Source organism: Vibrio sp. KUL78, from assembly GCF_059725505.1.
Genome location: NZ_AP045838.1, coordinates 1,583,919 through 1,596,882, shown reverse-complemented (window position 1 = coordinate 1,596,882; position 12,964 = coordinate 1,583,919). Strand labels below are relative to the sequence as shown.

12 protein-coding genes and 1 pseudogene are annotated in these 12,964 nt (G+C 44.3%); 5 read left to right on the top strand and 8 right to left on the bottom strand.

What is annotated here, in order from left to right; genetic code table 11:
* The first annotated feature begins 6 nt into the window (after positions 1 to 6).
* Both AC6I8Y_RS23590 and AC6I8Y_RS23585 read left to right on the top strand, forming a co-directional pair.
* The gene (locus AC6I8Y_RS23590) at positions 7 to 630 is read left to right on the top strand and encodes a bifunctional 4-hydroxy-2-oxoglutarate aldolase/2-dehydro-3-deoxy-phosphogluconate aldolase (RefSeq protein ID WP_042474720.1); all 624 of its coding nucleotides are present in this window, start codon (positions 7 to 9) and stop codon (positions 628 to 630) included.
* 324 nt (positions 631 to 954) lie between these two features.
* Positions 955 to 2,706, top strand: coding sequence for a sodium:solute symporter family protein (locus tag AC6I8Y_RS23585; RefSeq protein ID WP_394149925.1), 1,752 nt, complete (start codon positions 955 to 957; stop codon positions 2,704 to 2,706).
* A gap of 707 nt (positions 2,707 to 3,413) precedes the next feature.
* Here AC6I8Y_RS23585 and AC6I8Y_RS23580 read toward each other — a convergent pair.
* The 4 genes and pseudogenes from AC6I8Y_RS23580 to kduD all read right to left on the bottom strand — a co-directional run bounded on the left by AC6I8Y_RS23580 (position 3,414) and on the right by kduD (position 5,714).
* Positions 3,414 to 4,049, bottom strand: coding sequence for an RpiB/LacA/LacB family sugar-phosphate isomerase (locus AC6I8Y_RS23580; RefSeq protein WP_394149923.1), 636 nt, complete (start codon positions 4,047 to 4,049; stop codon positions 3,414 to 3,416).
* 41 nt (positions 4,050 to 4,090) lie between these two features.
* Positions 4,091 to 4,411, bottom strand: coding sequence for a cupin domain-containing protein (locus AC6I8Y_RS23575; RefSeq protein WP_252016157.1), 321 nt, complete (start codon positions 4,409 to 4,411; stop codon positions 4,091 to 4,093).
* Positions 4,412 to 4,420: 9 nt separating this feature from the next.
* On the bottom strand, positions 4,421 to 4,936 hold the full coding sequence (locus AC6I8Y_RS23570; protein ID WP_394149922.1) for a YgjV family protein: 516 nt from the start codon (positions 4,934 to 4,936) through the stop codon (positions 4,421 to 4,423).
* Positions 4,937 to 4,951: 15 nt separating this feature from the next.
* Positions 4,952 to 5,714, bottom strand: a pseudogene (gene kduD, locus AC6I8Y_RS23565) (2-dehydro-3-deoxy-D-gluconate 5-dehydrogenase KduD).
* A 256-nt stretch (positions 5,715 to 5,970) separates the two neighbouring features.
* Here kduD and kdgR point away from each other — a divergent pair.
* The 3 genes from kdgR to AC6I8Y_RS23550 all read left to right on the top strand — a co-directional run bounded on the left by kdgR (position 5,971) and on the right by AC6I8Y_RS23550 (position 9,433).
* Entirely contained in the window at positions 5,971 to 6,753 is a 783-nt protein-coding gene (gene kdgR / locus AC6I8Y_RS23560) for a DNA-binding transcriptional regulator KdgR (RefSeq protein ID WP_394149921.1), read from the top strand.
* A gap of 87 nt (positions 6,754 to 6,840) precedes the next feature.
* Positions 6,841 to 8,709 carry a DUF294 nucleotidyltransferase-like domain-containing protein gene (locus tag AC6I8Y_RS23555; RefSeq protein ID WP_498021934.1) on the top strand — a complete coding sequence of 623 codons (1,869 nt, stop codon included), beginning with the start codon at positions 6,841 to 6,843 and terminating at the stop codon, positions 8,707 to 8,709.
* A gap of 1 nt (position 8,710) precedes the next feature.
* A complete protein-coding gene (locus AC6I8Y_RS23550) occupies positions 8,711 to 9,433 on the top strand; it encodes an exonuclease domain-containing protein (protein ID WP_498021932.1) in 723 nt (240 codons plus the stop codon).
* Positions 9,434 to 9,437: 4 nt separating this feature from the next.
* On the opposite strand, the gene AC6I8Y_RS23545 is transcribed toward AC6I8Y_RS23550, so the two are convergent.
* The 4 genes from AC6I8Y_RS23545 to AC6I8Y_RS23530 form a co-directional block, all read right to left on the bottom strand.
* Entirely contained in the window at positions 9,438 to 10,625 is a 1,188-nt protein-coding gene (locus AC6I8Y_RS23545; protein WP_498021930.1) for a methyl-accepting chemotaxis protein, read from the bottom strand.
* A complete protein-coding gene (locus AC6I8Y_RS23540; protein WP_498021929.1) occupies positions 10,558 to 11,004 on the bottom strand; it encodes a hypothetical protein in 447 nt (148 codons plus the stop codon). Before AC6I8Y_RS23540 ends, AC6I8Y_RS23545 begins: the two co-directional genes overlap by 68 nt.
* 83 nt (positions 11,005 to 11,087) lie before the next feature.
* Entirely contained in the window at positions 11,088 to 11,765 is a 678-nt protein-coding gene (locus AC6I8Y_RS23535; protein ID WP_446570081.1) for an oligogalacturonate-specific porin KdgM family protein, read from the bottom strand.
* A gap of 11 nt (positions 11,766 to 11,776) precedes the next feature.
* Positions 11,777 to 12,958, bottom strand: a complete 1,182-nt coding sequence (locus tag AC6I8Y_RS23530; protein WP_498021928.1) for an alginate lyase family protein — start codon at positions 12,956 to 12,958, stop codon at positions 11,777 to 11,779.
* Positions 12,959 to 12,964: the final 6 nt, after the last annotated feature.

Here is a 12,964-nt window from a genome sequence, read left to right as displayed (position 1 = left end):
AATAACATGACGACATTAAACGAACAGCTAGCAAGCTTAAAAGTAATCCCAGTAATTGCGATCAACAAAGTTGAAGACGCAATTCCACTAGGTAAAGCGTTGGTAGACAACGGCATGCCTTGTGCTGAAATCACTTTCCGTACAGAGTGTGCAGCAGAAGCTATCGCTGTAATGCGTAAAGAATTTCCAGAAATGCTAATCGGTGCTGGTACAGTACTAACTAACGAGCAAGTAGACCAAGCGATCGACGCGGGTGTTGACTTCATCGTAAGCCCAGGTTTCAACCCACGTACAGTACAATACTGCCTAGACAAAGGTGTTGCTATCGTACCTGGCGTTAACAACCCAAGCCTTGTAGAACAAGCAATGGAAATGGGTCTACGTACACTTAAGTTCTTCCCAGCTGAGCCATCAGGCGGCGTTAACATGCTAAAAGCACTAACAGCGGTATACCCTGTTAAATTCATGCCTACTGGCGGTGTAAGCCTTAAGAACGTTGATGATTACCTATCAATCAAATCTGTTCTAGCGTGTGGTGGTACTTGGATGGTACCAACTAACCTAATCGACGAAGGTCGTTGGGAAGAGCTAGGCCAGCTAGTTAAAGATGCAGTAGCGCACGTTAACTAATCGAGCTATCCTCTCATTTATCGGGAACAAAGCGAGCCTCAGGGCTCGCTTTTTTTGTCCCACAAATGAGGTGTTGATCTGCTCACATACGATGCAAACCATTACATTCTCAATCGACCCCACCTATCAACCTTCAATCCTTGTCACCGCTTGATTTAGACTTAAATGGCTGTTTATTAAAGCATTTAATTTGTGACAAAATATGTTCTACAAATAACCCCAAACAAAGATGCGTGTCCCATCACACTTTAGGCGTATTGTATTACAAAAGTACAAGGAAATTCTTTACTATAATCGACAGTATGAATGATATAAGGCTGAAACATGACTATTGATACTCTTGTAGTACTCGCCTACTTCTTTTTCCTAATCGCTATCGGTTGGATGTTCCGTAAGTTCACGACATCGACAAGTGATTACTTCCGAGGGGGCGGCAAAATGTTGTGGTGGATGGTGGGTGCTACCGCCTTCATGACACAGTTTTCAGCATGGACGTTTACAGGTGCCGCAGGACGCGCGTTCAACGACGGTTTCGTTGTTGTAATCCTATTCTTAGCCAATGCATTTGGCTACTTCATGAACTACCTCTACTTCGCACCGAAGTTCCGTCAACTACGTGTAGTAACGGCGATTGAAGCGATTCGTCAACGCTTCGGTAAGACTTCAGAGCAGTTCTTCACTTGGGCTGGTATGCCAGACAGCTTGATCTCAGCAGGTATTTGGCTGAACGGTCTAGCGATCTTCGTGGCAGCTGTATTCAACATCCCAATGGAAGCAACAATTGTTGTTACTGGTCTAGTGCTGATGCTAATGGCAGTAACAGGTGGTTCATGGGCGGTTGTAGCGTCTGACTTCATGCAAATGTTGGTTATCATGGCTGTGACAATCACTTGTGCGGTTGCAGCTTACTTCCACGGTGGTGGTCTTGGAAACATCGTAGACAACTTCCAAGGCGACTTCATGTTGGGTAACAACCTGAACTACGTGAGCATCTTTATCCTTTGGGTAGTGTTCATCTTCGTTAAGCAGTTCGGTGTTATGAACAACAGCATCAACGCCTACCGTTACCTATGTGCTAAAGATAGTGAGAACGCGCGTAAAGCAGCAGGTCTTGCATGTATCCTAATGGTTGTTGGCCCACTAATCTGGTTCCTACCACCATGGTACGTAGCGGCATTTATGCCTGACTTCGCTGACCAATATGGTTCAGTAGGTGGTGACGCAGCTTACCTAGCATTCGTTCAAAACGTAATGCCAGCGGGTATGGTGGGTCTACTAATGTCAGCAATGTTCGCAGCGACTATGTCTTCAATGGACTCTGGTCTAAACCGTAACGCTGGTATCTTCGTGATGAACTTCTACAGCCCAATCGTGCGTCCACACGCATCGCAAAAAGAGCTGGTTGTAGTAAGTAAGCTGACGACTATCATGATGGGCTTCATCATCATCGGTATCGGTCTGTTCATTAACTCGCTACGTCACCTAAGTCTATTCGACATCGTACTTAACGTTGGTGCTCTAATCGGCTTCCCAATGCTAATCCCAGTACTACTTGGTATGTGGATTCGCAAGACTCCAGACTGGGCAGGTTGGGCAACACTTATCGTTGGTGGTTTCGTTTCTTACATCTTTGGTATCTCACTACAAGCTGAAGACATCGAAAACCTATTCGGTATGGAACAAGCACTAACTGGCCGTGAGTGGGCTGACCTGAAAGTTGGCTTGAGCCTAGCAGCACACGTAGTGTTCACTGGTGGCTTCTTCATCCTAACGACGAAGTTCTACCGTGGCCTATCACCAGAGCGTGAGAAAGAAGTTGAGCAGCTATTCACAAACTGGAACACACCACTTGTGGCAGACAGTGAAGAGCAGCAAAACCTAGATACAAAACAGCGTGGTATGCTTGGTAAACTAATCAGTACAGCTGGTTTTGGTATCCTAGCAATGGCACTGATTCCAAACGAGCCAACAGGACGTCTACTGTTCCTACTATGTGGTTCGATGGTACTGACTGTAGGTATTCTACTGGTTAATGCTTCTAAATCTGGCAACAAACAAACGCAAACAGCCAGCTAATTAAGTAAGCAGAAAAAAATCAAACGCCTCACTGTTAAGTGGGGCGTTTTTCGTTGCAGGAAGCGTTTCTGGGCTAATGTGACATCAACCCTTATCTCTCCATACCAATTTGCCAGTTGCATCCAATACAATCCAGACAGACCAAAGTCATTTCAATCTCTCTATCCCCCCTACTCTTATCTCAGTTCTGCACGAGCACAAGCGCAATGCTTTGACTTGGTGGAGTTTAATCACAGTGAATAAGTGCCACCCATGCACAGGGAATCAAATCGCATTTCGCTAAAGTTAGGGATAATAATTCGTGGTGGCACGAGACAACCTTTTTCTGGTCACCTCCTCCACCTCTTTACTATTGTACAGCTAAGTTCTCACGACTCTCTGTTTCATCCACGTTGGGCTCAATCGATACCAACTTATGTTCACAGTCATAACAGATTGGGCGACTGCTGATGAATGAGATGTATCGAAAGTAACTTCGATCGCGTCTTTTTCCGCAGCAAGTACATTTAGCAAATCCATGAGTGGTCATTCAACACCTCCGATAAATTCCATTTAAATAACGACTGATTGCTTCCTGCTATCGCTCTCTGCAGCGCATAAACATGAAGTAAAAAAAAGCCAGTCTCGAAGACTGGCTATTAAATTCCCGATAAGGAATGGAGGACAAACATTTGAACTGGTATGTCCTAGAGGCCACATAGTGTGACTTAGTCAATCAGTGTGCGAACGTACTCAGCAATTTCAGGAACCTGGCAGTGAGCGAAGAAACACTCTTGGAACTGAGTGCTGCCTACCGCTTGCTTAACTAGCTCTTGGTCAATAGCTTTCAACGAAGAAACCACATCTTTGCAAACCGCAGCTTTAACTTCATTCAAGATTGCAGCATTTTGTTGTTGTGGTACAACACGCTCAACTGGGTAACCTTCACCGCGAGCGCCTGTGAATGCTTTTTCAAAGATATAACGAACATTAAGCTCACCAGCCCAACCAAAGCCTTTCGCAAATGCCAAAGAAATCGCATTACCATTGTTGATTTGGTTGAAAAGGAATGCATCAGATGGCTCCAAGCAGTAACCACATACAACACCAGGGTGAAGGTTACTTGCCATTAGCGCACCTTGACCCGTACCACAGCCCGTTACAACAAAATCTACCGCTTTTGAGTTCAGTAGGATGCTCGCCATAATACCAAGGTGGATATAGGTCAGATGATGATCGTTCTCATCCGTCATACCCGTGTTAAACACCTCATGACCTAGACCGCCCGCGACATGGTTTAGCTCAGACAACACCATAGCGTTCTTTGGTGCTTGACTGTTTTCCAACATAAGTGCAATTTTCATAACTTTTCTCCGGCGAGATTCATCGCCAATAATTTAAACTTTTAAACGAAGTCTTTACGCATTGGTGTGAACGTGTCGATGAGCGTGCCCGCTTCAACACAAACACAGCCGTGTTCAATATTTGGTTCTTTATACATGGTGTCACCCGCCTTCACGATGTGCTTTTCATCACCGATCGTAAACTCGAACGCACCTGATAGTACGTAGGTAAGTTGCTCATGCGGATGCGAGTGCATCGCGCCCACGGCACCTTTTTCAAAATGGACTTCAACCGACATCATGTTGTCGTTGTGCGCCAAAACTTTGCGACTTACGCCATCGCCCAAATCTTCTAACTGAATATTTTTGTTAAATACGAACATGTTTAAAACCTAGTATGATTGTGTCTTGTTCGACGATTCTGTGTGCATTCGACATATGGTTGTAATATTCGTGGCGATAAGCGTCGCTTCGAGCAGCATCCCGCCGATAGAGCCCACTAAGATATTGTTTACCAACCAACACGCTGCCCCTATCAAAAAACCTACCCGCATAGCAATGCCCGAAAGAGCGAACATGCAATAGGTACCTATTGCCGTGCCAATTATTGGCCACAGCTGTGACACGTCCTCGGCAAAATAAGCACCAAGAGCAGCAGCGAAACTTATAAACAACCAAGCCACTAACTTGGATTGTGTATGAATTGATGCAAAGGTTCTCAATGCCGACAATAAAGCCGCAACTGCAGAGATAAGTGAACCAAGCAATAAATAGTGGAGAAGATGATTGATATTAAAGATCAGCATTAGGGTTTTGAGCTGTCTGTCATTTTTCTGGTAAAAGGTGGAGATTCCTAAACCAAAACTCAAAAAGCCCAATGCTTGTCCGACAGAAAATAGGTCAACCATCTTCTCGCAACCTAGTTAGCGAGACAGCCAGCCGCCATCAACCGCAATGGTGTAACCGTTAATGTAATCGGAAGCTTTTTGATGCCAAGAATACACATGGTCCAGCCAAATCTTCTGGCGTGCCCCAGCGATCCGCTGGAATACGCTCTAGAATTTCTGCATTACGTTTTTCGTCTGCACGCAATGCAGCTGTGTTATTAGTCGCCATGTAACCAGGAGCAATGGCATTCACATTAATGCCTTCTTTTGCCCACTCGTTTGCCATTAAGCGAGTCACGCCCATAACACCGCTTTTTGACGCTGTGTAAGATGGCACGCGGATACCGCCTTGGAATGAAAGCATCGATGCAACGTTGATGATCTTGCCGCCTTCACCTTGTGCGATAAACTGTTTAGCCACTGCCTGAGACATAAAGAACACCGACTTGATGTTGATGTTCATCACGTCATCCCAGTCTTGCTCTGAGAAATCAATCGCATCGTTACGACGGATAATACCCGCGTTATTGACCAGAATATCGATTCTACCCAGCTCGGTCACCGCACGGTCTACAATACCTGGGATATCATCTAGCTTCATAAGATTGGCACGAATATCAACGAACTTACGTCCTGTCTCTTCCATCATCGCGATGGTGTCTGTTGGTTCAACGATGTTCACGCCAACGATGTCACAACCCGCTTTAGCAAGTCCTAGTGCCATACCTTGACCAAGACCAGTATCGCAACCCGTTACGATTGCCACTTTACCTTCAAGGCTGAATGAATCAAGAATCATAGTCTGTTCCTTTGTAGTGTTTGTTTGGTGAACAAAGGGGGTTGCTCACTGTGTTAAAACAAACATACACAAAAAATGACACGATCAAAAGTTATTTTTGAAATTGCGTTTCAATATTTTATTTGCCTTTTATTTATTGTGATAGCCGTCTCACAAATTGGTTTCAAATTAATGAAATGGCTTTTTGAAATTGCTGACGTACACATTCTTGTCGGGTATAATTCATAACCATTGGAAACAAAAGCCAGAGCATGACATGGAAAAATCAACCCAACCAGAAGCAGTATCCTCCGTACTAAAAGTGTTCAACATTCTGTCTGCACTAGCAGAACAAAAGGAAATTGGTGTATCAGAGCTGTCACAGCGTTTGATGATGTCGAAAGCAACGACATACCGTTTCTTGCAAACAATGAAAACACTTGGTTACGTAGAGCAAGAGGGTGAGGCTGATAAATATGCTCTCACATTGAAACTATTTGAACTTGGCTCTAAGGCCTTAGAACATGTTGATCTGATCGATTTAGCAAATACTGAAATGGCTAAGATTTGTCATGTCATCAATGAGACTTCTCACCTTGGTGCGATAGATGAAGAGTCGATAATCTACCTGCATAAGATTGACTCAAGTTATCACCTAAGAATGCATTCACGTGTTGGTCGTCGAAACCCCCTATACAGCACGGCAATTGGCAAGGTCTTGATGTCACATATGTCTGAAGACGAAGTACGTGAGTTGCTGGCGAATGTTGAGTTTAAAAAGCACACTGAACATACTCATGAAAATGTCGAGCAGTTGCTTGAAGAGCTGAAACTCGTGCGAGAACAGCACTATGGTGAAGATAACGAAGAGCAAGAACCTGGTTTGCGTTGTATTGCCGTGCCGATCTACGATCGCTTTGGTGCGGCTATTGCCTCCATTTCAGTTTCTTTCCCAACGATTAGATTCGATGAAGAAAAGAAACAAGAATACATTGCCCTGTTGCATACCGCAGGCCGTAACGTTTCAGAACATCTGGGTTTCCATAACTACCCAGTTTAAACAGCACCTCACCATTGAGCAGCATTCGTGCTGCTTTTTTTGCCGCCAGAATAATTAGTGAAACAGCGTTTTGATTTAAGGATATCTATGGGTACTTCGGCTTCCAATAACGTTTACGATTTTCTCGTCCACCTCGATCCGTTTGATCTTCTACCGAACCATGTGGTGGAGTTACTCGCAGGCGCAGTCACCGTCAAGTATCTGGCTAAAGGTGAAAGCATCGAGTTCCAAGCAATGTGTGAGAAGCGTTTTCTCTATGTGATTCGAAAAGGAGCCATCGAACAACGCACTCAACTTAATAAGCTCAGAGCCCGCCTGGGAGAAGAGGATCAATTTGGGTTTACCTTTTTAGAGCCATTAAAGGATGCCGAAGATGGCTATCGAGCTGAGGCCATTGAAGACTCTTTACTGTACCTTATTCCTCACGCCATTATTCAAGAAACCTGCGAACAGCATCCTGAATTTAAGGACTACTTTGCCGCGACGGCTAAGACACGACTTCATTCTGCAATACGCTCCATCGTTAACAAAGAAGATAAGGGACTCTTTTTTCGCACGGTTGGTGAGGTGGCGAGTGAGAACATTACGGTGGTTAGAACAAGCGACTCAATAAAGTATGTCGCCAAAGCCATGTGCGGTAAAAAACGCAGCTCATGTGCGGTTGTGCTCGAGAACGAGGAAATCGTTGGACTGGTGACCGACCGAGATATGACACAGCACGTTGTTGCTGAAGGTGTTAATACCAGTCGTCCCATTAGTGATGTTATGACCACCAACCCTATTCTTATCAATAGTGAAGATAAAGTCATTCAAGCCATCTCGCTCATGCTGCAATACAATATCCGCTGTTTACCTGTGGTGGCTAATCATAGAGTCAAGGGCTTGTTGACCACTACTCATCTCGTTCATAACCACAGTACCCAATCTTTGTTTCTCGTTGAAAAAATTAAGTACGCCGACTCCATTGGCGCGCTCGCCAATCTTCGAGACGAAAAAGAGACCATATTCCAAGCCCTCGTTGAGAGTGAAGTCAGCGCAGAAATCCACGGTCAGGTCATGTCAATGATTATGGATGCCTTCACAAGACGTATTATTCAACTAACAGAAGAGGTGCTTGGCAAGCCCCCATGTGACTACGCGTGGATGGTGGCGGGATCCCATGCTAGGAATGAAGTCCATATGTTGTCTGACCAAGACAATGCGCTCGTCTTAGCTAAAGACGCCACAGAAAATGACCGATTCTATTTCTCTTACTTCGCCATGCGCGTATGCAATGGTTTAGCCGCTGTGGGCTATCCACTTTGCAGTGGCAAGTACATGGCAGCAACAGCAAAATGGAACCAAAATGTAGAACGCTGGAAAGAGTATTACACAAAATGGGTGGCAAGCCCTGAATACAACAAGCTGCTAAGTATCAGTGTTTTCATGGAAATTCGCTCTGTTTATGGCAACGCCGATCTTGTCGAACAACTACAAAATCATCTGCACAATACTATTCATGCTAACCCACGCTTTATCCCCGCGTTGACCCGAGATGCGATAGAAACCTCCCCACCGCTTGGGATCTTCAATAGTTTGGTGTTAGAGAAAACTGGTGACAATACGAAATCACTTAATATTAAGAAATTCGCACTGAATCTAATCATCGATCTAGCTCGGATATACAGCCTAGCTGCAGGAGGCTCCCTTACAGGGACAGAGGAGCGTTTTCGCTATGCGGTAGAAAAAGGCACGCTTTCCCAAGAGAGTTGCGACAACATTATCGGTGCTTACCGTTTTCTGACTCAGGTACGCTTTAAACATCAGCTAAACGCAATTCTTAGAGACGATACCCCTGATAATCACATCCGACCGGATGAGTTCAGTAGCTTTGAACGCAAACACCTCAAAGATGCGTTTAAGATCATCAGTGAACTTCAGGATGTAGCCAAGCTTAAATTTACTAGTGGATTCTGACATGTTAGCGAAAACACTTAGACGTCTTTTCTCAGATGAGAATAGAACACAGGCGATGCACTCACAATTAGCGAAGCAAAAATGGAATTCTGATTCTTTAGCGCATTTTTTTAATCGACCGCTTCCAGACCTTACATCTCCACTCAGTGAGCTAGAGTTTGTTGCTATTGATTTTGAAACAACTGGGTTAGAACCTCAGTCCGATCGTGTCCTCTCAATAGGCAGTGTAGAGCTCAACTACGAAGAAATTAATCTTGGTAGCATGAATGAGGTCTACTTACGTAATGAGAACTTTGTTCGCGCGGAAAGTGCGGTAGTGAATGGCATCATGCCGCAGCAAGTATTGCTTGAGGGTATCGAATCAAGCGATGCGTTTGACCAACTTCTCGAACGTATCTCCGGAAAAGTAATCATCGCTCACAGTGCTTGTATCGAGTATGGCTTTATCCAAACCTTTCTGTCACAGCGTTACGGTCTAACGGATTTCCCCTGCTATATGGTAGATACTCTGTCCCTCGAAAAACAATTTAGCTACCTTGGAAAAAACCGAGGTCACAGTAGCTTTCAGCTCGATGATTTACGTCAACACTACAATCTACCCCCGTATCAAGCGCATTCCGCTGCCAGTGACGCACTTGGATGTGCCGAGTTATTTTTGGTACAAGTCAAGCGGCTAAAGCTTTGCCACCGCCCACTTGCAGAAGTGCTCTATCGCCCTTTCTAAACTCTTAAAAACGATGACTCGTTGTTTGTAAGTCTTCTGACAGTCGCTTGAGTTCACTCGAGCGCTGTGAGAATTGCTCAATACGGTTTAGATTAGTATCCTGAACCTGCAATAATGCTTCAATAGATTGGTATACTTGCTGCGCAATCACTGATTCTGATTCGGTCGCTAGTTTGAGATCAGCGACAATCAATTGAACATCCGCAGCCCCTTGCTTGACCTGTTGAAACAACACACCAACTTGGGCCGACTTGTCCTCACTTTGTGCAATCTTATCGAGCAGTAGTTTAAGATCCCTCGACACTGCCTCTGACTCAGATACAACCAATTCACTCATTTGAGCGACCTCTACCGTTGCCTCCGATGTTCTTGCAGCGAGATTTCTTACTTCGTCAGCCACGACTGCAAAACCTCGCCCCTGATCCCCTGCCCTTGCCGCCTCAATCGCGGCATTCAAGGCAAGTAAGTTCGTCTGCTCAGCAATGCCCTGGATCACCTCAACCACGCCTGTGATCTGTTGGTATTTGGTTGCCAACACTTCAAAGCTCTCGAGTGAGTTATTCAGACTGGAGCGTATCTCATCGACGGCTCCCTCCATCTCTCTTACCGCAACGGTTCCATCCTCAGAGAGTGTTTGAGATTCCAAGCTATTTGCATGTGCCTTATCAATTCCTGTATTGATTTGATCTATGCTTAGCTCCAGCGCTTTCATTGCATCCAAGGTATTATCCGATATCTCGCGAATGTCACTGAGGCTCTCAGTAATCGTCAATACATTACTATCCAATGATTCGGTTGAGGTATTAACCAAAGTCGATACCGACGAAATTTTGTCAATAAACTGCTTCAGTGACACCTGCATTTGTCGCACAGATTCAAGAATACTGCCGTTTGGCTCTTCCCCGGTCCCCGATTCAGACAGTTCTCCATCTGCTATGCGTTTGGTGAGCGCAACGACTTCTGTTGGCTCTCCACCTACGGAACGATAGATACTGCGAGCGATCAAGCCACTCACCAAGAGAATCGTAAACAAGATTCCCCCACTATAAGTAACTAAACGCGTGACTAAGTCATGATAGCTCTGCTCAACATCGTCCATGTATATACCAAGCCCCATCACCCAGTTATTCTCCGGAATCATGGTAATGGCACTGACCTTGGTGACCTTCTCTGCTGAGTTGGGCTTGCTCACTTGTCCGACAACATAATTGAACTCCTTGTTTTTTTAGAAGACCAACATGCCTCTCATACGAGCTTTGGAAGGTGCCTATTTTTTCTTTGCGAACATGAACCCTTGCTCGAGCTTGACTGTCGTTGGCCCAAATATAAGCATTACCAAGACGGTAGGTGGAAAGCACATTAATCACATTTTGCTCTGCTTCTTCTGCTGTGGTGCTTTTTGCAATCGCTGCCGAAACTTGATTTTTTGCAAACGACAATAATGAAGCCACTTCTTGTTTCTTGGTTTCGACTAATGATGTCTTTATCGAGTCCAAGCTAACAAAAACGATCAAAGTAATCCCTAAGATGGCAGTTACGAGCAATACCGCTCCTTTTTGTATTAAAGTCATAATCCCTCACAGAAAAAGGCCACGCTAAGAAACCTCAGTGTGGCCAAAAATATGTCAACAAGAAAAACAGTTCACATGGTCAATTAAAAGCTATAGGTAATACCGATACGACTTCTAAGTTGACGGTCGCTGGATGTGCTTGAAACGGAAACATTGGCAAACTCTACATAAGGTCTCCAGTTCCAATCTTCTCCTTTGTATCCAAGCTTGAATAAAGCGTCCCAGTTAGTGTCACCATTATTGAAGAACTTCTGGTCATCGTGACCTTTCTCGTAGTTACCTTCTAAACCAAACTGAAATCCGTTGTAGTTATAGTCAATATTGGCTGTCACTTTACTCTTTTGCTCTCCAGAACGGTCATCCGAGAACTGTCTGAACTCATGACGATAGCGAAGCTTAGTGACTAGCCCAGAATCGAATTTGTATTGAGCGCGTAGTTGAGGCTTATAGGTAACATGTCCAGGGAAGAAGGTAATTGGCATACCTGGAATTAGAGTCCAATGATCATCAATCTTATATTTATAACCAAAGTCGAATTCATTCCCTTTCGACTGCCACTCGGAAAAAGGTTTTCCTTTTTGCATGGCCTCTACGCCAAAATATACGTTACCAACACCCGCTCCAATTTTTACTCGACTAGCATAAGTTTCACTTTCATGTTTATATTCTTGACGAAAGTCTAATGACGCAGCCGAAATTGAGGTACTAGCAACCAATGCCACAACCGCAGTTGCAGCTAATTTATATACTTTAGACACGATTTAATTCCTTTTTATTTAAATAATAGATTTGCTACTTTTTTGCTATTTACTTTTTCTTTACCAAGCTCAGAAAGAGCGTCTGTAAATAAGGGGGAACCATAAGCTTTTTGCGCATAGAGCAGATTCACATAGGCTTTAGATCCATCAAAACCTTTGAGTTCTTTATATTTCCATTCAGTCGGCTTGTTTACGTGCTGGGCAATATACTCGTAACCTTTTTTAAGCGAGTGTTTGTCAACCTCATACAGCCAAACATCAACGCCTAACTTGTCACCAAAATGGCCCAGATGGTTATAAGCCTCTAAATTGAAATTTGAATAATGCCAAGGGCGAGTTCGCTCAAGTTCGCCATGCTGGCGACCGTTCATGTCGAATTGACTACCGATTCTTCGCATCTGGGTAATTCTGAGACGCTTCTTAGCGATATCATCATCGCCCACAAAAATTGCAAAAGCGGCAACTTGAGCGTCATACCAGGTACCATGGTTGTTATGCCAATTGTCTTCTTCAAAGCCGTGATTACTGGTGAGTAGCCAATCATTGAAATCACTGAACCAGGCCACAATCGCTTCGTATTGAGAAGGCTCTATCTCATCTTTGAGGATGTTAATGCTATCAAGTACTGGAATAAGCAAACGGCTATCGATGATACCTATGCCCCGACCATCAACAATACCGGGTATCGCTTGAGCGTGATTGAGGTTTGGATTCATTCTTGTTGTTGGGTCAACAAACCAGGCATTTAGCTGCGCGACGGCCTTGTCTGCATAGGCCTTGTCATCAGTAAAGTAGTAAGCCAGACCTAAATCCGTGACATCTTTTGCGAAGCGGATAAACCGTTGTTTATCTGTAGCAGCACTTTTTGTTGCCATGTTGTATTCACCATCTCGACGAACATAAGGCAATCCATCCTTAGTATCTGGGTTTGGCCACCAATAAGGCCCGAAGCTAAAGTAGTCGTGCTTATCTCCACTCGCTGGTAATAGTGTCTTATTCGTTACTGGATCAATGTCAGCCTCTAATGCTTTATTGGCTTTTTGCACCAGCATTTCAAAGGAGTCTTTCTTGATAGAAAGGTGCTGCTTATTATATTCCATGGCAGATTCATCATATGATATAAAATTAATCTCACCAGATACAGAACCAAAAGATAATGCTATTGAAGCGACTAGAAAAGCTTTGCGAAAAATCATAAAACC

Bases quoted from the DNA above. Each gene is read 5' to 3' on its own strand.
- AC6I8Y_RS23590 (WP_042474720.1), top strand. From the start codon at position 7: ATGACGACATTAAACGAACAGCTAGCAAGCTTAAAAGTAATCCCAGTA.
- AC6I8Y_RS23585 (WP_394149925.1), top strand. From the start codon at position 955: ATGACTATTGATACTCTTGTAGTACTCGCCTACTTCTTTTTCCTAATC.
- AC6I8Y_RS23580 (WP_394149923.1), bottom strand. From the start codon at position 4,049: ATGAAAATTGCACTTATGTTGGAAAACAGTCAAGCACCAAAGAACGCT.
- AC6I8Y_RS23575 (WP_252016157.1), bottom strand. From the start codon at position 4,411: ATGTTCGTATTTAACAAAAATATTCAGTTAGAAGATTTGGGCGATGGC.
- AC6I8Y_RS23570 (WP_394149922.1), bottom strand. From the start codon at position 4,936: ATGGTTGACCTATTTTCTGTCGGACAAGCATTGGGCTTTTTGAGTTTT.
- kdgR (WP_394149921.1), top strand. From the start codon at position 5,971: ATGGAAAAATCAACCCAACCAGAAGCAGTATCCTCCGTACTAAAAGTG.
- AC6I8Y_RS23555 (WP_498021934.1), top strand. From the start codon at position 6,841: ATGGGTACTTCGGCTTCCAATAACGTTTACGATTTTCTCGTCCACCTC.
- AC6I8Y_RS23550 (WP_498021932.1), top strand. From the start codon at position 8,711: ATGTTAGCGAAAACACTTAGACGTCTTTTCTCAGATGAGAATAGAACA.
- AC6I8Y_RS23540 (WP_498021929.1), bottom strand. From the start codon at position 11,004: ATGACTTTAATACAAAAAGGAGCGGTATTGCTCGTAACTGCCATCTTA.
- AC6I8Y_RS23530 (WP_498021928.1), bottom strand. From the start codon at position 12,958: ATGATTTTTCGCAAAGCTTTTCTAGTCGCTTCAATAGCATTATCTTTT.